Origin of the sequence: Shinella sp. JR1-6 (genome assembly GCF_004284735.1) — a bacterium.
Classification (GTDB): Bacteria; Pseudomonadota; Alphaproteobacteria; order Rhizobiales; family Rhizobiaceae; genus Shinella.
Genome location: NZ_SHMI01000002.1, coordinates 501030 through 526225, shown reverse-complemented (window position 1 = coordinate 526225; position 25196 = coordinate 501030). Strand labels below are relative to the sequence as shown.

General features: G+C 64.0%; 26 protein-coding genes. 3 read left to right on the top strand and 23 right to left on the bottom strand.

Features of this window, described 5'->3' with window-relative positions; genetic code table 11:
- Nucleotides 1-45 precede the first annotated feature (45 nt).
- From EXZ48_RS05100 to EXZ48_RS05060, 9 genes are all read right to left on the bottom strand, one after another.
- On the bottom strand, nucleotides 46-1305 hold the full coding sequence (locus EXZ48_RS05100) for a sugar ABC transporter substrate-binding protein (RefSeq protein WP_130514562.1): 1260 nt from the start codon (nucleotides 1303-1305) through the stop codon (nucleotides 46-48).
- 40 nt (nucleotides 1306-1345) lie between these two features.
- Nucleotides 1346-2518: a PLP-dependent transferase gene (locus tag EXZ48_RS05095; RefSeq protein WP_130514560.1), complete on the bottom strand. Its 1173-nt coding sequence runs from the start codon at nucleotides 2516-2518 to the stop codon at nucleotides 1346-1348.
- Nucleotides 2515-3237, bottom strand: a complete 723-nt coding sequence (locus EXZ48_RS05090) for a FadR/GntR family transcriptional regulator (RefSeq protein WP_130514558.1) — start codon at nucleotides 3235-3237, stop codon at nucleotides 2515-2517. Before EXZ48_RS05090 ends, EXZ48_RS05095 begins: the two co-directional genes overlap by 4 nt.
- Before the next feature lie 180 nt (nucleotides 3238-3417).
- Nucleotides 3418-3813, bottom strand: a complete 396-nt coding sequence (mnhG, locus tag EXZ48_RS05085; RefSeq protein ID WP_023514447.1) for a monovalent cation/H(+) antiporter subunit G — start codon at nucleotides 3811-3813, stop codon at nucleotides 3418-3420.
- Nucleotides 3810-4091, bottom strand: a complete 282-nt coding sequence (locus EXZ48_RS05080) for a K+/H+ antiporter subunit F (protein WP_023514448.1) — start codon at nucleotides 4089-4091, stop codon at nucleotides 3810-3812. The genes mnhG and EXZ48_RS05080 overlap by 4 nt, the downstream gene beginning before the upstream one ends.
- Nucleotides 4088-4564, bottom strand: a complete 477-nt coding sequence (locus tag EXZ48_RS05075; RefSeq protein WP_023514449.1) for a Na+/H+ antiporter subunit E — start codon at nucleotides 4562-4564, stop codon at nucleotides 4088-4090. The genes EXZ48_RS05080 and EXZ48_RS05075 overlap by 4 nt, the downstream gene beginning before the upstream one ends.
- A gap of 1 nt (nucleotide 4565) precedes the next feature.
- Complete coding sequence (locus EXZ48_RS05070; protein WP_023514450.1) at nucleotides 4566-6203, bottom strand: monovalent cation/H+ antiporter subunit D; 1638 nt, start codon at nucleotides 6201-6203, stop codon at nucleotides 4566-4568.
- Nucleotides 6200-6538, bottom strand: a complete 339-nt coding sequence (locus tag EXZ48_RS05065; RefSeq protein ID WP_130514556.1) for a Na+/H+ antiporter subunit C — start codon at nucleotides 6536-6538, stop codon at nucleotides 6200-6202. The genes EXZ48_RS05070 and EXZ48_RS05065 overlap by 4 nt, the downstream gene beginning before the upstream one ends.
- Nucleotides 6538-9456 (bottom strand): monovalent cation/H+ antiporter subunit A, encoded by a 2919-nt coding sequence (locus EXZ48_RS05060; protein ID WP_130514554.1) that lies wholly within the window; start codon nucleotides 9454-9456, stop codon nucleotides 6538-6540. Before EXZ48_RS05060 ends, EXZ48_RS05065 begins: the two co-directional genes overlap by 1 nt.
- A gap of 570 nt (nucleotides 9457-10026) precedes the next feature.
- On the opposite strand from EXZ48_RS05060, the gene EXZ48_RS35910 reads away from it, so the two are divergent.
- The 3 genes from EXZ48_RS35910 to EXZ48_RS05045 all read left to right on the top strand — a co-directional run bounded on the left by EXZ48_RS35910 (nucleotide 10027) and on the right by EXZ48_RS05045 (nucleotide 12697).
- The gene (locus EXZ48_RS35910) at nucleotides 10027-10674 is read left to right on the top strand and encodes a DUF2934 domain-containing protein (protein ID WP_371687639.1); all 648 of its coding nucleotides are present in this window, start codon (nucleotides 10027-10029) and stop codon (nucleotides 10672-10674) included.
- Nucleotides 10675-10884: 210 nt separating this feature from the next.
- Nucleotides 10885-11250: a YbaN family protein gene (locus EXZ48_RS05050; RefSeq protein WP_130514552.1), complete on the top strand. Its 366-nt coding sequence runs from the start codon at nucleotides 10885-10887 to the stop codon at nucleotides 11248-11250.
- A gap of 7 nt (nucleotides 11251-11257) precedes the next feature.
- Entirely contained in the window at nucleotides 11258-12697 is a 1440-nt protein-coding gene (locus tag EXZ48_RS05045; RefSeq protein ID WP_130514550.1) for a deoxyribodipyrimidine photo-lyase, read from the top strand.
- A gap of 65 nt (nucleotides 12698-12762) precedes the next feature.
- Here EXZ48_RS05045 and phnN read toward each other — a convergent pair whose 3' ends face one another.
- The 14 genes from phnN to phnG form a co-directional block, all read right to left on the bottom strand.
- Complete coding sequence (gene phnN, locus EXZ48_RS05040; protein WP_130514624.1) at nucleotides 12763-13362, bottom strand: phosphonate metabolism protein/1,5-bisphosphokinase (PRPP-forming) PhnN; 600 nt, start codon at nucleotides 13360-13362, stop codon at nucleotides 12763-12765.
- Nucleotides 13363-13364: 2 nt separating this feature from the next.
- The gene (locus EXZ48_RS05035) at nucleotides 13365-14504 is read right to left on the bottom strand and encodes an alpha-D-ribose 1-methylphosphonate 5-triphosphate diphosphatase (RefSeq protein ID WP_130514547.1); all 1140 of its coding nucleotides are present in this window, start codon (nucleotides 14502-14504) and stop codon (nucleotides 13365-13367) included.
- A gap of 1 nt (nucleotide 14505) precedes the next feature.
- Complete coding sequence (locus tag EXZ48_RS05030; protein ID WP_130514545.1) at nucleotides 14506-15213, bottom strand: DUF1045 domain-containing protein; 708 nt, start codon at nucleotides 15211-15213, stop codon at nucleotides 14506-14508.
- 104 nt (nucleotides 15214-15317) lie between these two features.
- Nucleotides 15318-16820: a phosphonate ABC transporter, permease protein PhnE gene (gene phnE, locus EXZ48_RS05025; protein WP_130514543.1), complete on the bottom strand. Its 1503-nt coding sequence runs from the start codon at nucleotides 16818-16820 to the stop codon at nucleotides 15318-15320.
- 9 nt (nucleotides 16821-16829) lie between these two features.
- Complete coding sequence (phnE, locus tag EXZ48_RS05020) at nucleotides 16830-17792, bottom strand: phosphonate ABC transporter, permease protein PhnE (RefSeq protein WP_130514541.1); 963 nt, start codon at nucleotides 17790-17792, stop codon at nucleotides 16830-16832.
- A gap of 219 nt (nucleotides 17793-18011) precedes the next feature.
- Complete coding sequence (gene phnD, locus EXZ48_RS05015; RefSeq protein WP_023514462.1) at nucleotides 18012-18917, bottom strand: phosphonate ABC transporter substrate-binding protein; 906 nt, start codon at nucleotides 18915-18917, stop codon at nucleotides 18012-18014.
- Nucleotides 18918-18999: 82 nt separating this feature from the next.
- The gene (gene phnC, locus EXZ48_RS05010) at nucleotides 19000-19848 is read right to left on the bottom strand and encodes a phosphonate ABC transporter ATP-binding protein (RefSeq protein ID WP_130514539.1); all 849 of its coding nucleotides are present in this window, start codon (nucleotides 19846-19848) and stop codon (nucleotides 19000-19002) included.
- A 165-nt stretch (nucleotides 19849-20013) separates the two neighbouring features.
- A complete protein-coding gene (locus EXZ48_RS05005; protein WP_130514537.1) occupies nucleotides 20014-20628 on the bottom strand; it encodes a DapH/DapD/GlmU-related protein in 615 nt (204 codons plus the stop codon).
- On the bottom strand, nucleotides 20625-21332 hold the full coding sequence (phnL, locus tag EXZ48_RS05000; protein WP_023514465.1) for a phosphonate C-P lyase system protein PhnL: 708 nt from the start codon (nucleotides 21330-21332) through the stop codon (nucleotides 20625-20627). Before phnL ends, EXZ48_RS05005 begins: the two co-directional genes overlap by 4 nt.
- Before the next feature lie 2 nt (nucleotides 21333-21334).
- Nucleotides 21335-22111 (bottom strand): phosphonate C-P lyase system protein PhnK, encoded by a 777-nt coding sequence (phnK, locus tag EXZ48_RS04995; RefSeq protein ID WP_023514466.1) that lies wholly within the window; start codon nucleotides 22109-22111, stop codon nucleotides 21335-21337.
- Complete coding sequence (locus EXZ48_RS04990; protein ID WP_023514467.1) at nucleotides 22108-22992, bottom strand: alpha-D-ribose 1-methylphosphonate 5-phosphate C-P-lyase PhnJ; 885 nt, start codon at nucleotides 22990-22992, stop codon at nucleotides 22108-22110. Before EXZ48_RS04990 ends, phnK begins: the two co-directional genes overlap by 4 nt.
- Nucleotides 22989-24089, bottom strand: a complete 1101-nt coding sequence (locus tag EXZ48_RS04985; RefSeq protein WP_130514535.1) for a carbon-phosphorus lyase complex subunit PhnI — start codon at nucleotides 24087-24089, stop codon at nucleotides 22989-22991. Before EXZ48_RS04985 ends, EXZ48_RS04990 begins: the two co-directional genes overlap by 4 nt.
- A gap of 4 nt (nucleotides 24090-24093) precedes the next feature.
- Nucleotides 24094-24702 (bottom strand): phosphonate C-P lyase system protein PhnH, encoded by a 609-nt coding sequence (gene phnH, locus EXZ48_RS04980; RefSeq protein ID WP_130514533.1) that lies wholly within the window; start codon nucleotides 24700-24702, stop codon nucleotides 24094-24096.
- Entirely contained in the window at nucleotides 24702-25169 is a 468-nt protein-coding gene (phnG, locus tag EXZ48_RS04975; RefSeq protein ID WP_130514530.1) for a phosphonate C-P lyase system protein PhnG, read from the bottom strand. The genes phnH and phnG overlap by 1 nt, the downstream gene beginning before the upstream one ends.
- Between the last annotated feature and the right edge of the window lie 27 nt (nucleotides 25170-25196).

The following is a 25196-nucleotide window of genomic DNA, read 5'->3' as shown; positions in this document are numbered from 1 at the left end:
TGTCTGCGGGCGAAGCCTCGTGTCTCCGCCCGCAGGGTCCTCAGCCTACTTCTTGGCGAGGAACTTCTGCTGTGCCTTGGTCAGGTAGTCCGCCCACTGGTTGGCGAGATCTTCCGGCGTGATGTCGCCAAGAAGGGCTTCCTGCGAGGTCTTGATGACGAGCGAATCCTTGAAGAAGGCGAACTCCTCAAGATGCGTCGGCATGACGGTCGGCACGGCATCCTTGTCCTCGAGCTCGGCAAACCAGCCCTTGAACTGCTCGCTGGCGTAGAACGGGTCCTTTTCCGCCGAAGTGTGCACCGGCAGCGCACCGGTGCGCTTGTTCCACTCGATATTGCCTTCCGGCCCTTCGAGCGTCTCGATCAGCTTCCAGGACAGGTCCTTGTTGGCGCTGGAGGCGAACATCGACCAGCCTGCAAAACCGATCGTCGGGAAGGTCTTTCCGGCCGGCCCCTTCGGCATGGTCATGATGCCGTAGTCTTCCGCCTTCATGCGTTCGGCGATGGCGATCAGCGCGTCCGGGTCCTGGTCGAGGAAGGCGCAGGTGCCCGAATAGAAGCCCGCGACGATCTCGTTAAAACCCCAGTTGACGCTGTCCTTCGGGGCATAGCCGTTCTTGTAGAGATCGATGACGAAGGTCAGACCCTTGACCCAGCCTTCGCTGTTGAAGGTGGAGGTGCCGTCCTCGTTGAAGAATTTGTTGTCGCCCGCCATGGACGCGCCGAACATCACCCAGCCGTTGAGGCCGCCCGGGCCGCCGCGCAGGCAATAGCCGTATTTGCCGGGCAATGCCGAGACCTTCTTGGAGGCTTCGGCGAATTCGTCCAGCGTCTTCGGCGGCTCGGATACGCCGGCCTCCGCGAGCAGCTTCTTGTTGTAGAACATGGCGCGCAGATAGAAGCCGTAGGGCAGCATGTAGGCCGTGTCGTTGATGTCGCGGCCAAGCTCAAGGGCACGAGCCGTAAGGCCGGGCGTGTGCTCCCACTTCGCAAGATACGGTTCCAGGCTCTCCAGCATGCCGTTGTTGGCATAGAGCGACAGCCAGGTATCGGGCATTTCCATGACGTCAGGCACTTCACCAGCCGAGACCATGGTGGCGAATTTCTGGAAGGCCTCGCCCCAGGGAAGCGAGATGATCTCCACCTTGGTGCCGGGGTTCGCCGTCTCGAACTTCCCGACGATGGATTTCAGCGTCTCCGTGCGCTCAGGGCTGGTGATGACCTCGACAAGCTTCAGCGTCGTATCCGCCAAGGCGCTCGATGCCATCAGGGTGGTGATGAATGCTGCAGTCAAAAGTCTCTTCATGGTCGTTCCCTCTTTTGTGGTTTTGCTTAGAAGTTTGACGTCAGGTTTGGGTTGCGGCCGCTATCGCCGCATCCAGGTCACTCCACAGGACCTCGGTTCCCTCGAGGCCGATATGGAGACGCACGGACCGCGCATCGATGCCGAAGGCATGCGCGGAATTCGGCTGAGCCTTCTGCTGAAGGACAACCTCCCCAGGCACGATCAGGCTCTCGTGCCCGCCCCAGGAGACGCCGAGCTTGAAGAGCTTCAGCTGGTCGGCGAAGGCGCGGATGTCGATGCCTTCACGGAAGGTGAAGGAGAAGAGACCCGACGTGCCGGTCAGTCCCGGCGGCAGGCGGTTGGCGAGCGCTGGATGAAAGACCTTGTCGACGATGTCGAGCGCTTGCAGGCGCTTTGCGATTTCGAGCGCCGAGGCCTCATGCGCCTTCATGCGGATGGGCAGGGTGCGCAGCCCGCGCACCAGCAGCCAGGCATCGAAGGGCGAAAGTTTTCCGCCGAGATAGGGATAGGCTTCCGACCGGATACGGCCGATCAGCTCCTTCGAGCCGGCGACGACACCAGCGACGACATCGCTGTGCCCACCGAGATATTTCGAGGCCGAGTGCAGCACGAGATCGACACCCAGCGTCAGCGGGCGCTGGAAGACCGGGCTCGCCCAGCTGTTGTCGATGACGCTGACAATGCCGCGCTTCTTTGCGAGCGCGGCGAGTGCGCCGACATCGTGCGCTTCCATCACCCAGCTCGTCGGGCTTTCGAGATAGAGCAGCTTCGCGCCGGGCAGAGCTTTCGCCACCGCCTCCTCGTCGCGCCCGTCGACATAGGTCACCTCGATCTTCATGCGCTTCAGATGCGTGCCGAACAGCCGGAAGGCATCCGGATAGCAGTGGCGCACAGCGACGATACGGTCGCCGGGCTCGACGAAGGAGAGCACGGTGGAGGAGATCGCCGCCATGCCGCTGGCAAAGCCGAGGGCATCCTCGCCGCCTTCGAGCTTGGCCAGCATCTCCTCGAAAGCGCGCACCGTCGGGTTGAGGCCGCGCGTATAGATCGGCCGCACGATCTCACCACGATAGGCGGCCACCATCTCGTCATAGCTGCCGAAGGTGAAGAGCGAGGTCTGCACGATGGGCGGCACGACCGCATCGAAGGCGTTCGCTTCGTCATGGGCGACGGTGAGAGCGGCAAAGTCGAACGGATCGGCTCCGTTGATCATCGGGACATGTCCTTGATGTCTTCCTCGACGACGGCGAGGATCTTTAACGTTTCCGCCCGCGCCGCCTCGGGATCCCGTGCAGCGATGGCGTTGAAGAGCGTCCGGTGGAACGGAAAGGAGCGGCGGGCGAAGTCCGGCCGGTTGAACGGCTTTTCCCAGAAGCGCTCGAAGGCGCCGCGCATCTGCTCCAGAAGCTGCTTGAACAGCGGATTGTGCGTGGCATCGTAGATGGCCAGGTGGAAGGCGAGGTCTTCCGGTCCGGACGTACCCTTGGAGAGGTGCACCCGCTCCATCTCGTCGAGCTTCGCCTCGATGATCGCGACATCCCCTTCCGTGCGCCGCCGGGCTGCCACCATGCCGGCCTCGCATTCGATGCCGCGGCGAACTTCCAGCGTCTGAAGCAGCACGTCGCGCAGGTGCACCGCATCGAAGGAGAGCGGCATATGCACCGTCGCCGTCGTTATCGGCTTCAGGAGATAGGTACCGCTGCCCTTGCGGCTTTCGATGACGCCGAGCGCCTGGAAATGACGGATCGCCTCGCGGATCGTCGAGCGCCCCACCACGAGCGCCGCCATCAGCTCGCGCTCGGCCGGCAGTCGGTCACCCGCCGCAAGATTGGCGCGGTCGATATAGGAGGCCAGCGCCTCCGTCACCTGCCGCGCCCGGTCAATGGGCGGCAACGGCGCAATCTGCGGCCTGTCGCTCAATTCGCCTGGCATGACGCCATGTCCCCTGTTTCGTGTCAGCTTCTCAAATTGGTCTGACATCTTAGCATTATGCGCCGAGCTTCGACTGTCAAGCGACAATCATCCGTGAGCAGATCCATCGCCAATAAAAAACGGGCCGATCAAGAGATCGGCCCGCATGGGACTGTCGATAATGTAGCGTGCGACGGGCGGCTATTCGCCCGCGATGGGCTGGCCCTCGGGCTCCCGCTCGACCGGGGCTTCGGCCGGCACATCCGGATTGCCCTCCGCCCGGTCGCGATGCAACGTGGCGCGGGCAAGCAGCATGAGCGTGACGGGCGTCGTCACGGTGATGAAGATACCGATCAGGATCTCATGCACGACAGGACGGGTAGCGAGCACGGTGAAAAAGATCATCGAGGCCATGACGATGCCGCCGGTGCCCCAGCTCGAACCGAGCGTCGGCGCATGGATGCGCTCGTAGAAGGTCGGCAGGCGGACGAAGCCGATCGTGCCGATCAGCGTCAGGCCGGCGCCAACCACCAGGAAGAAAGAAACGGCAAGCGCCGCCCAGGCCGGCAGGTCGCCTGCGAACTCGATGTCCGTCATTCGATCACCTCCCCGCGCATGAGGAACTTGGCAAGCGCAACCGTCGCGACGAAACCGAGCATGCCGATGACGAGCGAAGCCTCGAAATAGATATCCTTGCCGGTACGGATGCCGAAGACCATCAGGAGCAGCATGGAGTTAAGGTAGAGCGTGTCGAGCGCCAGGACACGGTCCTGCGCACGGGGTCCGCGGAACATGCGGAAGGCCGCAAGCGCCATGGCGATGGCGAGGAACACCTGCGCGATGGTGATGGACCAGATGAGAATCGTGTGGCTCATTCGAAGATCTCCATCAGCAGCGCCTCGTAACGGTTCTTGATCAGCGCCTGCCACTCGGCCTCGTCAACGAGGTCGAGGACATGGATCAGCACCGTCTTGCTGAGCGAATTGTACTCGAGCCAGGCCGTGCCCGGCGTGCTCGTGATGACGACAGCCAGCACGGCGAGCGCCGTCGGGTTTTCCAGCGCGACGGGCACTGTGATGAAGCCGGCCTTGTGCTTGCGCCGGCCACCGGTGAGAAGGATGGAGGCAACGGCAAGGTTCGAGCGCAGGATGTCGTAGAGCACGATGCCGACGAGCTTGGGCAGCAGATACCATTTCGGCAGGCGTGGCTTCACCGGGCGCAGGGCCGCCATGCCCCAGGAGGCGAAGACCGACACGATGCAGCCGAGGATGAGATGGCCGAGCGTGAAGCCGTTGAGGGCAAGCCACATGATGACGAGCGAGGCGCTGAGCAGCGGATAGGGCAGCATCTTAGATCCCTCCCCCGCCATCCGGCCCGCTTGGCTCGGCGACCCCGGCGCGGCGCGCGTTGATCACGGCGTCGATGTAGGAGGCCGGCTGCTGAAGGTTGCGGATCGTCTCTTCCATGTAGCCCATCGCCGGCCCGGCCTTGATGGTGAGCGCCAGCGTCAGCGCGATCAGAAGCATGACCGGGGCCATTTCCATGACGAGCACCCGCGGCACGGTGCCCTCCATCGAGGCCCAGAAGGTGCGGATGCCGGCGCGGGTCATCGAGATCAGCGCCGCCAGTCCCGACAGGATGAGCAGGCCGACGATCCACCAGACGGAGGCCGCGATGGGCGCCGCGCCATTGGCGCTCGTGCCGATCATGCCCGACAGCATGGCGAATTTCGCGACGAAGCCGGAGAGTGGCGGCAGGCCTGACAAGAGGATACCGCAGGCGGCAAAGCAGATGCCGAGCACGGCGATCGTGCCGGGCATGGTGACGCCGACCTCGACCTCCTCGTCCTCCTCGTCCGCATCGCCATAGGCCTCCATGGTGACGGCGAGAACCGAGGCGCCCGCATCCTGCCCGCGTTCGACGAGTTCGATCAGCATGAAGAAAGCGGCGATCGTCAGCGTGGAACTGACCATGTAGAACAGCGCGCCCGACGTCACCGTGCCGTTGTTCAAACCGAGTACGGCGAGCAAGGTGCCGGAGGAGACGAGCACGGAATAGCTCGCAAGCCGTCCAAGCGCCTGCGAGGCGAGAACCCCGATCGTGCCGAAGGCGATGGTCGCCATGCCACCGTAGAGCAACACATTGAGGCCGAGCCCCGCCGAATCGCCCTGCCCGAAGACGAGCAGCGAAAGGCGCAGAATGACGTAAATGCCCACCTTGCTCATAATGGCGAAGATGCCGGCGACCGGCGCCGTCGCGGCGCTGTAGGCACCCGGCAGCCAGAAGTTCAGCGGCCACATGCCGGCCTTGATGAGGAAGACGATGCCGAGAATGCCCGCACCCGCCTCCAGCAGCATGCGCCGCTCGCCCTCGATCTCGCCGATGCGCACGGCGAGGTCCGCCATGTTGAGCGTGCCTGCCGAGCCGTAGATGGCGCTGACCCCGATGAGGAAGCAGAGCGCGGCGGCAAGGTTGACAGCGATGTAATGGAGGCCCGCCTTGACACGCATCGAGCCGGAGCCGTGCATCAGGAGACCGTAGGAGGCGGCGAGCATCACCTCGAAGAAGACGAAGAGATTGAAGAGGTCACCCGTCAGGAAGGCCCCGTTGAGGCCCATCAGCAGGAACTGGAACAGCGAGTGGAAATGCGCGCCGGCGGTGTGCCAGCGGGCAAGCGCGAAGACCAGCGTCGGGATCGCGAGGATCGAGGCAAGGACGAGCATCAGCGCCGAGAGCCGGTCGACGACCAGCACGATGCCGAACGGCGCCGGCCAGTTGCCGAGCAGATAGACACCCTCGAAACCGTCCGAGCCATTGCTCGCAAGACGGAACAGGCTGATGGCGACGGCAGCCAGTGCCAGGCACGACATCACGCTGATCATCGCCTTCACGACGCGCTCACGTTCATCGAAGAACAGGAGAAGCGCGCCTGCGACAAGCGGGATGACGATGGGCGCGATGATGAGGTGTTGCTGCCAGCCGCTCATTTCAGCTGCTCCCTGCCGTCGACATGGTCCGTGCCGGTCAGGCCACGGGCCGCGAGCAGCACCACGAGGAAGAGCGCCGTCGTGGCAAAGCCGATGACGATGGCGGTGAGCACCAGGGCATGCGGCACCGGATCGGTCACAGCACCGATGTCAACGCCCTCAACCAGCAGCGGCGCGGCGTTGGATTTCACCCCACCGACCGCGAAGATGAAGAGATTCACCGCATAGGACAGCAGCGAGAGGCCGATGATGACCTGATAGGTGCGTGGACGCAGGATGAGCCAGACGCCCGAGCCCGTCATGATGCCGATACCGATCGAAAGAACGAGTTCCATCAAGCTTCCTCCGCCTTGGGAGCGTCGAGACTGCGAACCCGATGCATGCGTATGGATTGGTGCGCAAGCGCGATGAGGATCAGCACCGTCGCGCCGACGACGAGCGAGAAGACCCCGAGATCGAAGAACAGCGCCGTTGCCGCCGGCACCTTGCCGATGAAGGGTATCTCGACATACTGCGAATGGCTCGTGAGGAACGGATAACCGAGCACCCAGGCGCCCATACCCGTCAATGCGGCCAGCAGCAGGCCGACGCCCATCCAGCGCAGCGGCAGGATACGCAGCCGATCCTCCGACCAGCGCACGCCACCACCGAGATATTGCAGCAGGAAGGCGATCGCCATGGTGATGCCGCCGGCAAAGCCCCCGCCCGGCAGGTCGTGCCCGCGCAAGAGGAGATAGATCGAGAAGGTGATGATGACCGGGAACATCCACTGCATGATGACCGAGGGCACCAGCAGATAGTCGCGCACCGTATCGCCGGCCGAGCGCTCTGGGCGCTCATCGTCATAGGCGTTCTGGATGCGCTGCTGTTCCGGCTTCTCGATGCTGTCGGCCGCCGGGCGGAAACGGCGCAGCAGCGCGAAGACCGTGAGCGCCACGATGGCCAGGACCACGATCTCGCCCATCGTGTCGAAGCCGCGGAAATCGACGAGGATGACGTTGACGACATTGCGCCCGCCGCCTTCCGTGTAGGCCTTTTCGAGGAAGTAGCTGGCAATGGCGTCCGGCACCGGCTGCTTCATGATCGCATAGGAGAAGACGAACATGCCGAAGCCGCAGGAGATCGCGAGCAGGAAGTCGCGGAAGCGGCGGCTGCGAGCGGAGAGCGTGACGGAATTGTCGACCTTCTCCGAACGCTTGGGCAGCCAGCGCAGGCCAAGCAGCAGGAGGACGGTCGTGACGATTTCCACGACGAGCTGCGTGATGGCGAGATCCGGTGCGGAAAGCCAGACGAAGGTGATGCAGGTCGTGATGCCCGCGCCACCGAGCAGGACGAGCGCGGCCAGACGATGGTACTTCGCCTGATAGGCCGCCCCCAATGCGCAGAAGGCGCCGATACTCCAGATGGCGGCGAAGATGGGATCGATGTCGCCGAAGACTAAGGGCGTCGGCGCAAAACCCGCCATATAGAGCGGGACGACGCCCGCCAGCAAACCTGCCGCCGCGATGAGGCGCAGTTGCGGCTGGAGATTGCGGGTGCCGAGGTGGCTTTCGAGCCAGCGCGCCCATTTCCACGACACGGTGACGAGCACGCGCTCGAAGATGCGCTGGCCGCCGAGATGACGGAAGAGCGGCGGGCCGTCGTCGCACCGGGCGAGATAGTCCTTCAGCACCGCATAGAGCGCGGCACCGCCGACGAGCGCGATAATGCTCATGATGAGCGGCGTGTTGATGCCGTGCCAGACGGCAAGGCTGTATTCCGGCGTGCGCGTACCCAGCACCGAGACGACGGCCGAATGCAGGAACGGGCCGATCGAAAGCGATGGGATGATGCCGACGACGAGGCAGGCGAGCACCAGGAACTCGATGGGGAAGCGCATCCAGTGCGGCGGTTCGTGCGGCTTGGGCTTGGGCAGGTCGGTCGGCTCGGGACCGAAGAAGACCATGTGGATGAACCGGATCGAATAGGCGACCGAGAAGGCGCCGGCGAGCGTCGCGACGTAGGGCAGGATGCGGTCGAGCACGGAATCGGCGTGCGTCTCCACCGCCTCGGCGAAGAACATTTCCTTGGAGATGAAGCCGTTGAGCAAGGGTACGCCGGCCATGGCTGCGCTCGCCACCATGGCAAGCGTGCCTGTTATCGGCAGGTATTTGAAGAGCCCGCTCAATCGTCGCATGTCACGCGTGCCGGTCTCGTGGTCGATGATACCGGCGGCCATGAAGAGCGAGGCCTTGAAGGTGGCGTGGTTCATCATGTGGAAGATCGCGGCCACGGCGGCGAGCGGGCTGCCGAGGCTGAGCAGCGTGGTGATGAGCCCGAGATGGCTGATCGTCGAATAGGCGAGCAGGCCCTTCAGGTCCTGCTGGAACATCGCGAAATAGGCGCCGAGGAGCAGCGTGCTGATACCGGCGATACCGACCAGCATGAACCATTCATAGGTGCCCGACAGCGCAGGCCACAGGCGCACGAGCAGGAAGACGCCGGCTTTCACCATGGTGGCGGAATGCAGATAGGCCGAGACCGGTGTCGGCGCCGCCATGGCATTGGGCAGCCAGAAATGGAACGGCACCTGCGCGCTCTTCGTCAGTGCGCCGATGAGGATGAGCACCAGCGCCGTCAGGTAGAGCGGGTGCGCCTTGATCTTGTCGCCCGCCGACAGCACCACGTCGAGATCGTAGCTGCCGACGATATGGCCGAGCACGAGCAGGCCGGCAAGCAGGCAGAAGCCGCCGATGCCGGTGATCGTCAGCGCCATGCGCGCGCCGTCGCGGGCGGCGGCATTGTGATGCCAGTAGCTGATGAGCAGGAAGGAGAAGATGCTCGTCAGCTCCCAGAACACCGAGAGCAGGATGATGTTGCCCGACAGCACGATGCCGAGCATCGAGCCCATGAAGGCGAGCAGGAAGGAGAAGAAGCGCGGAACCGGGTCTTCTTCCGACATGTAGTAGCGCGCATAGAGCACGACGAGACAGCCGATGCCGGTGATGAGCATCGCAAAGAGCCAGGCAAAGCCGTCCATGCGCAGCGTGACGTTGAGCCCAAGCTGCGGCAGCCATTCGAGATCGAGCCGGACCTTGCCGCCATCGCGCACCGCGGGATAAAGCGCGGCCGTCAGCACCAGGGCGACAAAGGCCACCGCGCCGGACATGCGCGCGGCAAGCACCCTTGAATCGGTCCGCAGCAGAATGGTCGCGGCAAGGCTTCCCGCGAAGGGAAGGCAAAGCAGCAGCACCAGAATCATTTCACCTGTCATCGTTTGATCGATCGCTTTCGAACGTCAGAGCTTCTCCCGCCGGAACGCCGGCGATATCGGGAAGACCGCACGCGACCGAAGGGAGATCGGGCGGCCGTCAGGCGAAATTCAACGGAGGGGCACGGGCTCCGCGCATTTCCGTACGCCCTACGCCGGCACCGGGCCTGAGGACCACGACAAGCGCCGCGGCCAGGCTCTCCAGGCGGAAAGCTTCCCGGATCGGCAGGCAGGTAAAATCGGTCCCTGCGCCGTCGAACGACGTCACCTTTCCGGCGACGGCACGTTTTCGGCATTCGATGTCGGGAAGCGCCGAAGGGTAACCCGCAGTCTTCTGCGTGCCATAACGAAGCATCTTCGAGCTGGCACTGACGGCGGAAGGCGCTGTGAGCGTGGATATCAACAACAAAAGACAGGAAAGCGCAGTGCAAAAGAGGCAAAAAGCCCGACGAAAAGGTCGATGCTGGTGCCCTGATGCTGCCAAACGTCCTGCCTCTCGATTCCGTCGCCCGCGTTGAATATTCTCTCATCCGGACAATACGTTGGCGGGATTGGCGCTGTCCACCCGCCAGCATGAAACTTTTCCAAAATTACGCCGATTTGCCGCAACCGGCAGCATGTTTTTCCTTTTCGCGTCGGAAAACGGTCATCCTGCCGCACCCTTGTCCGCTTGATGCCCTGCCGCTTTGGGCGCATTCTTTTCGGGCGAATCGCATGAAGCAGACCTGCTCCCGTGGGGCGACGATGCCCGGAGCGCATGGTGCACCTGGTACCTGGACCCGCCGGACGATGTCGTTCCGGCCATCCAGCGAGTTCCGTGTCCCGATCCTGTCAGCCTTTTTCGGCAACATATCGGCGGTGCGGCGTCAGTTCACTCTCGAACGGGGATTAGCGATGACGGATGCGCGAAGGGAATGGATCAGCAAGCGGGCCTATACGCTCTGGGAAGAAGCGGGGCGGCCGCATGGCCATGATGGCGACCATTGGGAACAGGCGGTACAGGAGCGTGACGAATTCGAACGCGTGGCGCTTGCCCCTGAAGCCAGGCCGGACGGCACACGGAAGCCGCTGATCGAGATATCCAAGAAGGCGCAAGGGAAGAAGTCCGAGGCCGCCAAGCCACGCAAGAAGGCGGAAGCCGCGGCGGAAAAGCCGATTGCTGCCAAGGCCGTCGCAAAAGCAAAATCCGTCAAGGCCGCGGCGAACGGGACGGAAGCCTGATCATCGCGACAAGATCCGGCGGCGGATTGAGGGAATGCCGGCGACGTGCCGGCGCTCTTTCTCCGCTCGCCGCATCGGCCCGTTCTTCCTTCTGACCAGGCAGTGTCCTGCCTTTCGGCCGTTTCATCCTCGTGCGGCATCAATGCCCTTGGAGACGCGGTCGCGACGCTCTATGTGAACGGGCGACGCGGACTGAAGCGAGGATACCCGGTGCGATCGATCTACATGGCGGCAGGTATGCTGATGACGGCGATCGGCATCGTCGGCGTCTTCCTGCCACTTTTGCCGACGACGCCGTTCCTGCTTGTCGCGGTCTGGTGTTTTTCCCGCTCCTCGCCGCGTCTCGAGCAGTGGCTGCTGAATCACCGCACCCTCGGGCCGCCGCTGGCGGACTGGCGGCGCGAGGGAGCGATCTCGGCGCGCGCCAAGACGATTGCCATCTGTCTCATCATCGCAAGCTACGGCTTTTTCTACTACCGCACCGCGCCGTCGCTTCTCCTCGCCGCCATCATGGGCCTCGTGCTGTCGGCAAGCGCCCTTTTCATCCTGACACGCCCCCTGCCAAAAAAGACGTGAGGCTCCGATGGCAACGAAGCAAGCCCCGGTCATCGTCTGGTTCCGCAGGGATCTGCGCATCGACGACAATGCGGCACTTTCCGCCGCGGCGCAAACCGGACGCCCCATCCTGCCGCTCTATATCCTGGAGCCCGCCTCGGTCGGAACCGGTCCACTGGGCGCCGCCCAACGCTGGTGGCTGCGCCATTCCCTCGCCGCACTTGCCGGCAGGCTGGCCGATCTTGGTGCGCCGCTCACCCTGCGCAGCGGACCGGCCGACGTGGTCCTCGATACGTTGATTGCCGAGACCGGCGCCGACACGATCCAATGGAATCGCCGACACGATCCGCCGGGCATGACGATCGACCGCGCGATCAAGGCCGCGTTGAAGGCGCGCGGCCTTACGGCCACGAGTTTCGCCGGCCAGCTTCTGCACGATCCGACCCGCCTCCTGACCGGAGAAAAGAAGCCTTTCCGGGTCTACACACCCTTCTGGAAGGCTCTGGAGAGGTCCGGCGAACCGCATGAACCGATCGAGCCTCCGGCCGGCTTGATCGCTCTTCCCGAAGCCGTCGCATCAGAGCGTCTGGACGATTGGCATCTCACACCGGAAAAACCCGATTGGGCCACACCGTTCCGGGAAATCTGGACACCCGGCGAAGCAGCCGCGCGCGCGCACCTCGAAACTTTCGTGGACGGTGCGATCGATGGCTATGGCGCCGACCGCGACCGCCCTGCGCTCGACGCCACCTCCATGCTCTCGCCCTATCTGGCGCTCGGCGAGATCTCCCCGGCCCGCATCTGGCACGCAACCCGCGGCCTCGACGCACCGACGGGCGATCTCGTCCACTTCCGCAAGGAACTGGCCTGGCGGGAGTTCTGCTACCACCTGCACTTCCACTTCCCCGCACTCCCGGAAAAGAACTGGAACGATAAGTTCGACGCCTTCCCCTGGCAGGAACGCGAAGAGGCCTTCATGCTCTGGACACGCGGCCTCACGGGTTATCCGATCGTCGATGCCGGCATGCGCCAACTCTGGCGGCACGGCTGGATGCACAATCGCGTGCGCATGATCACCGCCTCCTTCCTGATCAAGCACCTGATGATCGACTGGCGACGCGGCGAAAAATGGTTCCGCGACACGCTTGTCGATGCCGACGCGGCGTCGAATGCGGCGAACTGGCAATGGGTGGCCGGCTCTGGCGCCGATGCTTCGCCCTTCTTCCGCATCTTCAACCCCATCCTGCAGGGCGAAAAATTCGATCCCGACGGCACATACGTGCGCCGTTTCGTGCCGGAACTGGAGACCCTGGACGCAGCCTGGATCCACAAGCCCTTTGCCGCGCCCGAGGCCGCGCTGAAAGCGGCCGGCATCGATCTCGGCGAGACCTATCCGAAGCCCATCGTCGATCATGGCCGCGCCCGCGAACGGGCGCTTGCCGCCTACAAATCGCTGAAGACGGGCTGATCCAGCGTTCTTTGTTTTCGTTTGTCTTTTCGGGAAAACCGGATTCCACTTTTCCCTGGCAAACTCTAATCACTTCGCGCCAGGGCGGAGGTGAGCAGCCGTACGAGGGTATCCCCCGCGTCCTCCAAGGCACCGCTGTTGTCGATGATCACCGTATCGGCGGCAACGACGATCTCGGGCACCACGCGGTCGAGCCGCCGGGCGATGGCCTCAGCGCTTTCCCGGCCGCGGGTGGCGAGGCGCGCGGCAAGAATATCCGCACGCGCGGTAATCAGCACGACCTTCAGTCGCCCGTAGACCTCAGCGAAGGCAGGCAGTGCCGAACGGCTGCCATTGGCGATCAGCGTCATGCCGCTCGCAAGCTGGCCAAAGGTTTCCCGCGGAATACCATAGGAAAGGCCGTGCGCATCCCAGGAGACCGCAAAATCTCCGGCCGCGTCCCGGGCCGCAAAACCCACCGCATCGACCGCCTCATGCGCCTCCCCGCCGGCATCCTGCGGGCGTGTGATGACGCGGCGCACAAAGCCGAGACGCGGTTCACCAGCAAAATGCCGCGCGGCATAGGACATGACACTGTCCTTGCCCGCGCCGCTGGGGCCGACAACGACGACCATCGTGCCGGCCGCAACGGGCAGCGGCCGGGCCGAGACGATTTCGGCCTCCATAGTCAAGCGACCCGCCTGCCCTGCCGCCAGACCGAGCGCACGACCGGAACACCGGAGGGCCGGCGCACGCGCACGAGGTCGGCACGCAGGCCCCTTGCGATGGCGCCGCGATCATCGAGGCCGACGGTGCGGGCCGGCGTGGTGGAGACCATGGCGATCGCCCTCGGCAGATCGATACCCTCGACCTCGTCAGCCAGAATGAAAGGCGCATGCATCAGGCTGAAGGGCACGTAGTCGGAGGAGAGCACGTCGAGCACGCCCATCGTGGCAAGGTCCCGGGCAGCGATATTGCCGGAATGCGACTTGCCGCGGACGATGTTCGGCGCGCCCATCAGAACGCTCATACCGGCACCGTGCGAAGCCTTGGCGGCATCGAAGCTGGTCGGGAACTCGGCAAGGCGAATACCATAGCCGACCGCCTCCTCGACATGTTCGAGGGTCGCGTCGTCGTGGCTGGCGACGGAAATGTCACGGGCGGCGCAGGAGGCGGCAATGGCGTCGCGGTGCGGCTTGGCATAGCGGGCGGACAGCTCCTGCTGGCGCTTGCAGAAAGCGTCGAACTCGGCGTCCGTCAGGCCGCGCTTCTTCTTGTAGTAGAGGATGTACTGTTCCATCGTCTGGAACTGGCGCTGGCCGGGCGCGTGGTCCATCAGCGAGACAAGGCGGACGAGCGGATCGTCCTCGAACTCCTCATAGTGGTCGAGCACGTTGTCGGTCGAGACTTCGCAGCGCAGGTGGATGAGGTGCTGGGCGCGCAGGCGATCCTCGTCCTGCGCCTCGGCAATGGCATTCGCCATGGAACGCATCTCGCCCTTTTCGAAGCCGCCGTCCTCGTCCGAACCCATGCGCAGGCAGTCGAAGACGGTGGTGATGCCCGAGGTGACGACCTGGGCGTCATGCGCCTGGATCGCCGCCGTCAGGCCCCAGCGCACGCCGGGGCGCGGCGAATAATGAGCTTCGAGATGGTCGGTGTGCAGCTCGACGAGACCGGGCAGCAGGAAGTCGCCTTCCATGTCCTCCCCGACGGTGGAGGCACCTTCGGAAATTTCCGCGATCAGGCCATCGCGGAGCACCAGCGTGCCATCGAGGATCCGGTCCTCAAGCACGATACGGGCATTGGAAAGAACGGTTTCGCGGGTCATGTCAGGCAGTCTTTCTGTTGGCTCCCGCGGCAAGCGGGAAGAGCGAATGAACGGTGAAATCGGCGCCGCGCGAAGGCTCCCTGAAGAGCGCAAGGCCCTCGATCGCCAGCGGGCGTTCATGGAAATCGGAGAAATGCGTCAGCAGCGCAGCCTCGACGGCGGCGCGGCGCTCCACGGGAACACGCCCCGTCAGCGTCATGTGAAAGCGGAACGTTTCGAAGACATAGGGATAGCCCCATTGTACGAGATTCTGGCGCTCTTCGGCGGTAAGTTCGTCCGGCTTTCGGCGGGCGATGTCGGCGGAGGTGAGCGGCGCACGAAACCGTTCGAAGCGGCGCACCACCTCGCCGGCAAAGGCCTGAAGCGGTTCGCAATGATCGCCAGGCACCAGCGCGAAGAAGGAACCGAGACGACCCACGATGGCCTGCGGAATCTCGAAAGGCTCCACCTCCGCAGCAAAACGGCCGATTTCAGCCAGAAGCTCCGCCTCGCTGCGACCTTCGGCAAGCACGAACGGTGCCTTCAAGGTGGCATGGAAACCATAACGGCGCGGATCGGCGGTCAGGCCGGCCTGCGCAGCCGCGTCGAGCCCGTTCACGACCGGCTGCTCCAGCGCGGCACCCGTAAACGCATTGCGCCCCAGCCAGCGCTGGGCGGCGAGGGTCAGCGGGTCGCTTGCGGACGGGGTGAAATAGAGGGCGTAACGCAATGGCTCATTCCTGTGTCAGTCATTCAACGCCGCCGGACCGGCGGCGTCGGAACTTGAAGGGATTCGTGTGGCAGCATCATGCCGCCACACCGGGTCTTCCACGCTCAATGCGCCGGCTTGCCCATCAGGCGCGACCGCAGCGCATTCGAAATGCCGTCAAAGACGAAAACGACGATCAGGATGAGCAGCACCATATAGGCGACGTTCTCCCAATCGGAATTCGTGCGCATCGCTTCCCAGAGCTTGAGGCCGATACCGCCAGCGCCGACGGCGCCGATGATCGTGGCAGAACGGGTGTTGGATTCCCAGAAGTAAAGCGCCTGTGATGCAAAGAGCGGCATGACCTGCGGCAGCACGCCATAGCGTTGCACGGCGACCGGCGCCGCGCCGACGGATTTGACGCCCTCGCGCTGCTTGTCGTCGATGTTCTCCAGCGCCTCGGAGTAGAGTTTTCCGAGCGTGCCCGTATCCGTGAAGAAGATCGCCGACATGCCGGCAAGCGGTCCCGGACCGAAGGCACGGGTGAAGAACAGCGCCCAGATAAGCATGTCGACCGAACGCAGGAAGTCGAAGAGGCGTTTCGTCACCTGGTTGGAAATCCAGCTGCGCGTGATGTTGCGTGCGGCAAGGAAAGCGAGCGGAAAGGCGAGCAGCATGGCGAAGAGCGTGCCGACAAAAGCCATGACGATGGTCTGGAGCAGCTTCGTCCAGACATCGAGGTGCTGCCATTCCGCATTGTAGAGAATGTTGTTCCAGGCGAGCGAGAGGTTCGACTGCTTCGGGTCGATGCGATCGCCTGACGTCAGCAGCGAGAAAACCTCGGAGGTCGACCTGCCGTGGAACGGCGAGTTGGTGTCGAACAGGAAATTGGCCCAGCCGAAGAAGCGCTTGCGGATCGAGATATCATCAGCCTCGATCTCGCCCCAGCCGGTAACGCCGAAGGCGAGCGTGATCTTTTCGCCCGGCGCCTTCTGGGTCGCCCAGGCCGGCAGCCCACCCTCGACCTTGGCGCCCTCGCCCGAGAGGTCGACGACCATCGTCTCGCCGGAATGCTGTACGGTCACGCGATCAGGAACAACTTCGACGCTCGTCGAGGAATTCAGCGTGATTTTCGCGCGCTTGACGACCTCCTCTTCGCGGGTCGTCGCGGTCGCCAGAGCTTCCGCGGCCGCAGCAGAACCACCGACAGCGCCGCCGCTTCCCATGAAGCCCATCGAGGCGGGTTTCTTTTCCGTCGTCGTCGCGCCGCCTGCGGCGGGCGTGGTGCGGATCATCGTGCCGCGTTCGATCTCGACCCAGTCAGGCTCGGCATTCGGGCCGAGCGGCGAGAAACGTGGATAGGTGAGCTTCATCGCGCCATCGGCGTCGATGGTCACTTCAGGGCGCACCTCGTAGGAGACCCAGTCTGCGAGATAAGTGCCGGCGATGTTCCAGTTGGCGGTGCCGAGCACATGGCCGATGGCAAAGAACCACCAGCAATAAAGCGCATAGAGCACGAAGCCGCCGGCGATGATGGCGACGCGAAAACGCTGCCAGAACGAGCGGTGGAAGACGGCGGGATGACGTGCCGCGATCTCATCCATCTGTGTGGGATTGAGGGTCGTCATGGCACTCTCCTATTGAGCCAGCCGGAAGGCCTGGTCGCCGACGAGCTTGCGGCGCAGCCAGGCGGAGAACTGATCGACGGCAATGATTGTGATGAGCAGCAGCAGCACGATGGCAAGTGTCTTGGCCTGATGTCCCTGACCGATGGACAGGCGCAGCAATTCGCCGATGCCGCCGCCGCCGACGGCACCGATGATGGTGGAGGCGCGCACATTGATCTCCAAACGCAGCAGGAAATAGCTCATGAAATTCGGAAGCACCTGCGGCACGATGCCGAACCAGACGCGCTCCACCCAGCTTGCGCCGACCGCGCGAAGCCCCTCCTCCGCCTTCATGTCCGCATTCTCGACCACTTCAAAGAAGAGTTTTCCAAGCGCCCCGACCGTGTGGATCGACACGGCAATGACGGCAGGCAGCGGGCCGAGCGAGAGGATGGCGAGGAAGAAGCCGGCGAGAACGACCTCCGGAAAGGCGCGCAGGATTTCCATGAAGCGGCGCACGAAGCCGCGCAGCAGGCGGTTGGCGACAAGGTTCTTTGCCGCCAGAAAGCAGAGCAGGAAGCCGAAGGTCATGCCGATCACGGTGGAGAAGATCGCGATGTTCAGCGTCTCCAGCATCTTGTGGAAATATTCCGACACATAGAGGCTCTCGGTGATGTAGAGCCGCCCTTCGGGATAGTTGTACTTGAAACTGCCGTCATCGTAGGGCGACGGCAGGTCGAACAGCGCGCGAAAGACCTCGAGGCCATCGCGCGGCACCATATCGCCGACGAAGTCAAAGAAATACGGCAGCCTATCGAAGAATTTTCCGGCATTCGTCTCGTTGGCGAACCAGAGCGAGCCGGTGAGCGCCGTGACGAGGATGGCAAGGCCGAGCCAGGTATAGAGCCGGCGGCGGGCGTTCAGCTCCTGCCAGTGCCGCTCGATGAGCGCACCCTTTTCGCTGAAGCCGTCGTGAAGCGTGTTCATGGCCATGGTCAGTCCGCCTTGCGGTTCCCTGTGCACAATTCCGGCTGCTGATGACGTGCCGCGAACCTCCCCTCCGTCATCCTCGGGCTTGACCCGAGCATCCACGGCCGCAGGTGCCGCATGGATCCTCGGGTCAAGCCCGAGGATGGCGTCGAGAGTGGGGTAATGGCATCAGCAAAAAAGCGCCGGCCGGTTGTCCAGCCGGCGCCGGAAACATCGAGGCTATCAACCGCCGATCGTCGCCTTGCGGGCGTCGATGATCGGCTTGTAGAAGTCGACATTGACTTCCGTGAAGGAGGTGAAGTCACCGCCCATGACGGCGGCGAAGCAGGCCGCGTCCTTCTTCGGCAGGTCGAGCATGAACTGCTTGAACTTCGCCTTCATGTCGCCGTCCATGGAAGAGCGAACGACGATCGGGCCGTTCGGGATCAGCGGCGATTTCCAGAGTTCGACGAGGTCGTTCATGTCGAGAATGCCCTTCTCGACCATCTTGTGCAGGTTGCCGGACGTGTAGCCGTCCTTCCACTCGCCAACGCCCGAACCGAAGGTGGTGCCGGCATCGAAGGTGCCCTTCACGACTTCGAGGACGAGGTTTTCGTGACCACCGCCGAAGCCGGTCTCACCAAAAAACTCCTTGACCGGTCCGCCGATGGCTTCCGGCAGCGTGACGAGCGGCACGAGGTAGCCGGAGGTCGAGTCCGGATCGGCGAAACCGAGCTTCTTGCCCTTCAGGTCTTCGAGCTTTGTGATGCCGCTGTCCTTACGGGCAACCATGATCGAGTGGTAGCCGGTCGAGCCGTCGGTCTGGACGGTCGTCAGGATCGGCTCGACGGCGTCGGCCTTGGCAAGGTAGATCTTGGCAAAGCCGGAAGCGCCGAGTTCGGCATAGTCGAGCGTGCCGCCGAGCAGGCCCTGGATGACACCGTCATAGTCGGCAGCCGGGAAGAACGAGACCTTTTCGAAGCCGAGTTCGGCCTTCAGCTGGTCGCCGAGGCACTGGTAGTTGCGCAGGCGGTCGGCTTCGTTCTCGCCGCCGATGATGCCGACGCGGAATTCCTTGAGGTCTTCAGCCTGTACGTGGCCGGCGAGCGCGATGAGCGCGACGGCGCCGAGAAGAGCTTTCTTCAGCATGGTCTTTCTCCTGTTTGACCGGCTTCGCCGGGGCTCTTTAAAAATGATGGCCCTTCACGCGGGCCCTTCGATCCCAGTCGGCTTAAAGGCCGGCCAGTGCCAGCGGTGTCGGGCTGGCGGATTCCTTTGCATTGTCCTGGCGGGCCGGATTGCGGATCGCCGTCGAGGTCATGCTTTCGTCGATTTCCGCGCCGTCGGCGCCGGTGCCGTAGATCGTGCGCACCGCATCTGCATCAAGCTCACGGGCCGGGCCATCGAAGACGACGCGACCGCCGGACATGCCGATGATGCGTTCGCAATAGGCGCGCGCCGTATCCAGCGTGTGCAGGTTGGTGATGACGGTGATGCCTTCGCGCTCGTTGATGTCGCGCAGTGCATCCATGACGATTTTTGCGTTCAGCGGATCGAGCGAGGCGATCGGTTCGTCCGCGAGCAGCATCTTGGGGTTCTGCATCAGCGCCCTTGCGATCGCCACACGCTGCTGCTGGCCGCCCGAGAGTGTGCCGGTCGGCTGAAGCGCCGTCTGTTCGATGCCGAGGCGCTCGAGCGCTGCGATCGCCATGATGCGCTCCTCACGGGTGAAGAGATTGAGGGCGCTCATGACCGTCGGGCGGTGGTTGAGGCGACCGAGCAGCACGTTGGTGAGCACGTCAAGACGCGGCACGAGATTGAACTGCTGAAAAATCATCGCGCAGTCGCGCTGCCAGTTGCGCAAGCTCGCGCCGCGCAGCGCGGAGACTTCCACATCGTTGAAATGGATCGTGCCCTCGCTCGGATCGGCAAGGCGGTTGATCATGCGCAGCATGGTCGACTTGCCGGCGCCGGAGCGGCCGATGACGCCGACCATCTGGCCCTGCGGAATGTCGAAGGTCACATCGTCGACCGCTACGCGCACGCCAAAGCGGCGGGTGACATTCTTCAGTCGAAACATGGTGGATCCCTTTTTGTCCTGTGTCGGATCAAGGCTGGGCCAAAGGCCGGGCCCTGTCGCTTTCGGGACTGGCTCTAAACGCTGTTGATGAAGGGGCAATGTCAGTTTCATGTCGGAAAAATAACAGTCCACAGGCCTGAATTTCCGGCATCGGAAAGCGCTTTCTCACCCGCCGTGACGGGCAAGAAAGGCTTCTGCGTCAAGTTTGCGAAAGTCGTCGAGAGCGGTGCGCAGCCGGGCATGATCCCAGTCCCACCAGGCAAGTTTTTCCATGTGTTCGGCAATGCTTCGGGGGAAACGTTCGCGGATGACCTTCGCCGCGACGCCGCCGACGACCGTATAGGGTTCGACGTCTTTTGTGACGACCGCGCCCGAGCCTATGACAGCACCGTTGCCGACTGTGACACCCGGCAGGATGGTCGATCCGTGACCGATCCAGACGTCATGGCCGATGACGACGCGGTGCCCGCGCCGCCATTCGAAGAAGTCGGCTTCGTGGTCGGCATCCGGCCAGTAATCGTTGGCGCGGTAGGTGAAATGATGCAGCGTCGCCCGCCACATCGGGTGGTTCGTCGCATTGATGCGCACTGAGGCGGCGATGTTGGCGAACTTGCCGATCGTCGCACACCAGACGGAGCCGCCGTTCATGATGTAGGAATAATCGCCGATCTCGACTTCGCTGACGCGGCAGTTCTCGTCGATCTCCGTGTAGCGGCCGAGCACCGTGTCGGACACGACTGCAGTCGGATGGATCAGCGGCGTTTCGGACAGGCGGGTCATGCGGCGGCCTTTCGTGGCGAGAAGGCGGAGACGTCGACGATGCGGTCGGCGACCTTTTCGCGCACGTCTTCGTCGTGGAAGATACCGAGGAGCGCGACACCGGCCGCCTTCTTCTCAGCGATCATCTCGACGACCACGGCGCGGTTCTTCGCATCGAGCGATGCGGTCGGCTCGTCGAGCAGCAGGATGCGGTGATCGGTAATGAAGCCGCGCGCGATGTTGACGCGCTGCTGTTCGCCACCGGAAAAGGTGGCGGGCGGCAGTTGCCAGAGTTCGCGCGGCAGGTTGAGCCGCGCCAGCATGGCTTCGGCCGTCGCCTTCGCCTCGGCGGCATTGACGCCGCGGGCGGTGAGCGGCTCGGCGACGACATCGACGGCCGCAACGCGCGGCACGGTGCGCAGAAACTGGCTGACATAGCCGAGCGTGGCGCGGCGCACCGAAAGAATGGTGCGCGGATCGGCGATCGCCAGGTCGAGCAGGCGGCCGCCGTGCTCGATCAGGATCTGGCCGCTGTCGACGGCATAGTTGCCGTAGACCATCTTCAGGAGCGAACTCTTGCCGATGCCGGACGGGCCGCCCAATACGACGCATTCACCCGCCTTCACCGAGAAGGCGACATTTGACATCACGGGCAGACGAATGCCGTCGCGAAGATGCATGGTAAAGCTCTTCGCGACTTCGGAAACAACGAGGGGTGTGGCCATGGTTACACCTGAAGGATCGAGGAGACGAGGAGCTGCGTATAGGCTTCGCGCGGATCGTCGAGCACGCGGTCGGTCAGCCCCTGTTCGATGACGACGCCATCCTTCATCACCATCATGCGGTGCGAGAGGAGGCGCGCGACGGCGAGGTCGTGCGTGACGATGATCGCCGAGAGGCCGAGGTCCTGCACGAGGCCGCGCAGGAGATCGAGCAACCGCGCCTGCACCGAGACGTCGAGACCGCCGGTCGGTTCGTCCATGAAGATGAGGCGCGGCGAGGTGACGAGGTTGCGGGCGATCTGCAGGCGCTGGCGCATGCCGCCGGAGAAGGCGCGCGGCTGGTCGTCGATACGGTCGACGCTGATCTCGACGCGGCCGAGCCAGGTGCCCGCCGTCTCGCGGATATTGCCGTAGTGGCGTTCGCCGACGGCCATCAGCCGCTCGCCGACATTGGCGCCGGCCGACACAGCCATGCGCAGGCCATCGGCCGGGTTCTGGTGCACGAAACCCCAGTCCGTACGCATCAGGAAGCGGCGTTCCGCCTCGCTCATGCGGGAGAGGTCACGCATCTGGCCGTCGCGCATGCGGTATTCGACGGCGCCCGATGTTGGCATCAGACGGGTGGCGAGGCAGTTGAGCAACGTCGTCTTGCCGGAGCCGGATTCGCCGACGATTGCCAGGACTTCACCCGGCCAGAGATCGAAGGAGACATTCTGGCAGCCGATGCGCGCGCCGTAGAATTTCGAGATGTCGCGGACTTTGAGAAGCGGCGTGTCGGTCATTCGGCAGCCTCCTTGTTGTAAGCCAGATGGCCGCGATGGCCGCCTGCGCAGCGTTCTTCGCAATGGTCGGTGTCCGAGCAGACGAACATCCGCCCGCCCCGGTCATCGAGCACCACCTCGTCAAGATAGACGTTCTCCGCGCCACACAGCGCGCAGGGCTTGTCGAAGGTCTGGATCTCGAAGGGATGGTCCTCGAAATCGAGGCTGACGACTTCGGTATAGGGCGGCACGGCGTAGATGCGCTTTTCGCGGCCCGCGCCAAAAAGCTGGAGCGCCTCCGACATGTGCATCTTCGGATTGTCGAATTTCGGGGTCGGCGACGGATCCATCACGTAGCGGCCCTCGACCTTGACCGGATAGGCATAGGTCGTGGCGATATGGCCGTTGCGGGCGATGTCCTCGTAGAGTTTGACATGCATCAGGCCGTATTCTTCCAGCGCATGCATTTTCCGCGTCTCGGTCTCGCGCGGCTCGAGGAAACGCAGGGGCTCCGGGATCGGCACCTGGTAGACCAGCGTCTGGCCGGCCGTCAGCTTCTCCTCGGGAATGCGATGGCGCGTCTGGATGATCGTCGCTTCGCGCGTCTTGGTCGTGACCGCCACATTGGCGACCTTCTGGAAGAAGGCGCGGATGGAGACGGCGTTGGTGGTGTCATCCGCTCCCTGGTCGATGACTTTCAGCACGTCCTTCGGCCCGAGGATCGCCGCCGTCACCTGCACGCCGCCGGTGCCCCAGCCGTAGGGCATCGGCATTTCGCGCGAGGCGAAGGGCACCTGGTAGCCGGGAATGGCGATCGCCTTCAGGATCGCGCGGCGGATCATGCGTTTGGTCTGTTCGTCGAGATAGGCGAAATTGTAGGTTGCGAGGTCTGCCGTGCTCATTCTGCGGCCTCCGGAAGATCGATGTTTTGCGCGGTCTCGTATTCGCGCCGCATGCGGCGAACGAGATCGAGTTCGGCCTGGAAATCCACGTAATGCGGGAGTTTCAGGTGCTCGACGAAGCCGGTCGCCTGCACGTTGTCGGAATGGGAGATGACGAATTCCTCGTCCTGCGCCGGCGCGACGATGTCCTCGCCGAATTCCTCCGCGCGCAGCGCCCGGTCGACCAGCGACATGGCCATAGCCTTGCGCTCGCTCTGGCCGAAGACGAGGCCATAGCCGCGGGTGAACTGCGGCGGGTTCTTCGCCGATCCCTTGAACTGGGCGATCATCTGGCACTCCGTCACCTGGATGCGGCCGAGCGAGACGGCAAAGCCGAGTTCAGGCATGTCCAGCTCCACCTCGACCTCGCCGATGCGCACCTCGCCGACAAAGGGATGGGTGCGGGCATAGCCGCGCTGCGTGGAATAGCCGAGCGCCAGCAAAAAGCCCTCGTCGCCGCGGGCGAGCGCCTGCAATCGCAGGTCCCGCGCCATCGGGAATTCCAGCGGCTCGCGCGTCAGGTCGCCAGCGACATGACCGTCCGGCAGGCTGCCGTCATCCTCGACAAGGCCCTCGCCGGCGAGAATGTCGGAAACGCGCATGACCGGCTCGCCGGCCTCCTCGCGCTCCAGCGGCACATCCACCGCTTCGTCGTTCAGCAGCGACGGGTCGAGCAGGCGGTGCGTATAGTCGAAGGTCGGCCCGAGAAGCTGGCCGCCCGGCAGGTCCTTGTAGGTCGCCGAGACGCGGCGCTCGACGCACATGTCGCCCGTCTCGACCGGCTTCGAATAGCCGAAGCGCGGCAAAGTCGTGCGGTAGGCGCGCAGGATGAAGATCGCCTCGATCATGTCGCCCCGGGCCTGCCGGACGGCAAGCGCCGCAAGCGCGCGGTCGTAGAGCGAGGCTTCCGCCATCACGCGGTCGACGGCGAGGCCGAGCTGGGCGACGATCTGCTCGATGCCGATGGCCGGCAGCGAACGGTCGCCACGGCGGCGGTCGGCAAGAAGGCGGTGGGCGTTGGAGATGGCGGCTTCGCCACCCTTGACGGCAACATACATGGTCTTATGCCTCCTTCACGCTGACGACGGTGGTGCGCGGCAGGCAGAGGATTTTCGTGCCGGCAATGAGGATCAGGTCGACCCCGCGCGGAAACTTTTGGCGGTTTTCCGACCAGAAATGCGGGAACATGTCCGGCAGACCGACGGGGGCGATCTCTTCTTCCGTGCGGATGCCAGGCCCCTTCAGCGTCAACGGCCGGCCGCCCTCGAAGGCGTCGATCTCGACGACCAGCGTCGTCGAACGATCGGGGTATTCCTGCGTGCCCTGCGCGAAGAGGCAGAGGTTCGGCAGCATCGCGCCTTTCTCGATGAAGGCGAAGCGGGCGTCCTGGCGCTCCTCGGTGACGGTCGCGCCGGCATTGAAGGCGAGCCAGCCGAGCAGCGCGGAATTGGCGAGCGCCGGGGTCAGCCAGACAGCGGTGTCATGGTCGCACAGCGTCAGCGCGACCGCGCCGGCCGTCGCATTCAGCGGCGCGGGCGGCAGGACCGAGGCCGCGACATCGCCGATCGTGCCCGGGCGAGCCATGCAGTCCATCAGCGTGCGGAAAACGGCCTGGGCCTCGAACACCGGCTCCTCAAAACCGCCGGCAAAAGCGAGCGTATCCAATGTCATCAGTCCTCTCCGCGAACCATGGTGAAGAAATCGACGCGCGTGGCGGCCGTCTGGCGCGCCTTTTCGGCGTCCTCGCCGGCAATGCGCGCGGCGATGGTTTCGAGCAGCGCCGCCACCTCGGCCTGGTGGGCCGGCTGCTGGAAGAGCGCATCGAAGATCGCCGCAAGCCGCGCCTTGGCGCCGTCCGTGCCGAGCGCCTGGCCGTGGCCGACCGTGCCGTCCTGAAGGCGGATGCTGGCGCGGCTCACCGTCGCCTCGCCGAGATTGAACGGCGCACCGCCGCCGCCGATGCGGCCACGGATCATGACGAGGCCCGTTTCCGGCCCGCGCACCGGTTGAACGGCGGGCTGTTCCGCCAGCGCGTCAAAAGCCGCCTGCAACTCGGCCCGGCTCGCCTTCGCCAAGAGACCCATGGCCCTCTGCCGGCCGTCCCCCGCGCTTGCGGCAGATTTCTGAACTGATGTCATTGCCTTCCCTCCAAATGTCTATTAATC

Excerpts from the sequence above, each read along its gene's own strand:
- EXZ48_RS05100 (WP_130514562.1), bottom strand. The coding sequence starts at position 1,305 with ATGAAGAGACTTTTGACTGCAGCATTCATCACCACCCTGATGGCATCG.
- EXZ48_RS05095 (WP_130514560.1), bottom strand. The coding sequence starts at position 2,518 with ATGATCAACGGAGCCGATCCGTTCGACTTTGCCGCTCTCACCGTCGCC.
- EXZ48_RS05090 (WP_130514558.1), bottom strand. The coding sequence starts at position 3,237 with ATGCCAGGCGAATTGAGCGACAGGCCGCAGATTGCGCCGTTGCCGCCC.
- mnhG (WP_023514447.1), bottom strand. The coding sequence starts at position 3,813 with ATGACGGACATCGAGTTCGCAGGCGACCTGCCGGCCTGGGCGGCGCTT.
- EXZ48_RS05080 (WP_023514448.1), bottom strand. The coding sequence starts at position 4,091 with ATGAGCCACACGATTCTCATCTGGTCCATCACCATCGCGCAGGTGTTC.
- EXZ48_RS05075 (WP_023514449.1), bottom strand. The coding sequence starts at position 4,564 with ATGCTGCCCTATCCGCTGCTCAGCGCCTCGCTCGTCATCATGTGGCTT.
- EXZ48_RS05070 (WP_023514450.1), bottom strand. The coding sequence starts at position 6,203 with ATGAGCGGCTGGCAGCAACACCTCATCATCGCGCCCATCGTCATCCCG.
- EXZ48_RS05065 (WP_130514556.1), bottom strand. The coding sequence starts at position 6,538 with ATGGAACTCGTTCTTTCGATCGGTATCGGCATCATGACGGGCTCGGGC.
- EXZ48_RS05060 (WP_130514554.1), bottom strand. The coding sequence starts at position 9,456 with ATGACAGGTGAAATGATTCTGGTGCTGCTGCTTTGCCTTCCCTTCGCG.
- EXZ48_RS35910 (WP_371687639.1), top strand. The coding sequence starts at position 10,027 with ATGAAACTTTTCCAAAATTACGCCGATTTGCCGCAACCGGCAGCATGT.
- EXZ48_RS05045 (WP_130514550.1), top strand. The coding sequence starts at position 11,258 with ATGGCAACGAAGCAAGCCCCGGTCATCGTCTGGTTCCGCAGGGATCTG.
- phnN (WP_130514624.1), bottom strand. The coding sequence starts at position 13,362 with ATGGAGGCCGAAATCGTCTCGGCCCGGCCGCTGCCCGTTGCGGCCGGC.
- EXZ48_RS05035 (WP_130514547.1), bottom strand. The coding sequence starts at position 14,504 with ATGACCCGCGAAACCGTTCTTTCCAATGCCCGTATCGTGCTTGAGGAC.
- phnE (WP_130514543.1), bottom strand. The coding sequence starts at position 16,820 with ATGACGACCCTCAATCCCACACAGATGGATGAGATCGCGGCACGTCAT.
- phnE (WP_130514541.1), bottom strand. The coding sequence starts at position 17,792 with ATGGCCATGAACACGCTTCACGACGGCTTCAGCGAAAAGGGTGCGCTC.
- phnD (WP_023514462.1), bottom strand. The coding sequence starts at position 18,917 with ATGCTGAAGAAAGCTCTTCTCGGCGCCGTCGCGCTCATCGCGCTCGCC.
- phnC (WP_130514539.1), bottom strand. The coding sequence starts at position 19,848 with ATGTTTCGACTGAAGAATGTCACCCGCCGCTTTGGCGTGCGCGTAGCG.
- EXZ48_RS05005 (WP_130514537.1), bottom strand. The coding sequence starts at position 20,628 with ATGACCCGCCTGTCCGAAACGCCGCTGATCCATCCGACTGCAGTCGTG.
- phnL (WP_023514465.1), bottom strand. The coding sequence starts at position 21,332 with ATGGCCACACCCCTCGTTGTTTCCGAAGTCGCGAAGAGCTTTACCATG.
- phnK (WP_023514466.1), bottom strand. The coding sequence starts at position 22,111 with ATGACCGACACGCCGCTTCTCAAAGTCCGCGACATCTCGAAATTCTAC.
- EXZ48_RS04990 (WP_023514467.1), bottom strand. The coding sequence starts at position 22,992 with ATGAGCACGGCAGACCTCGCAACCTACAATTTCGCCTATCTCGACGAA.
- EXZ48_RS04985 (WP_130514535.1), bottom strand. The coding sequence starts at position 24,089 with ATGTATGTTGCCGTCAAGGGTGGCGAAGCCGCCATCTCCAACGCCCAC.
- phnH (WP_130514533.1), bottom strand. The coding sequence starts at position 24,702 with ATGACATTGGATACGCTCGCTTTTGCCGGCGGTTTTGAGGAGCCGGTG.
- phnG (WP_130514530.1), bottom strand. The coding sequence starts at position 25,169 with ATGACATCAGTTCAGAAATCTGCCGCAAGCGCGGGGGACGGCCGGCAG.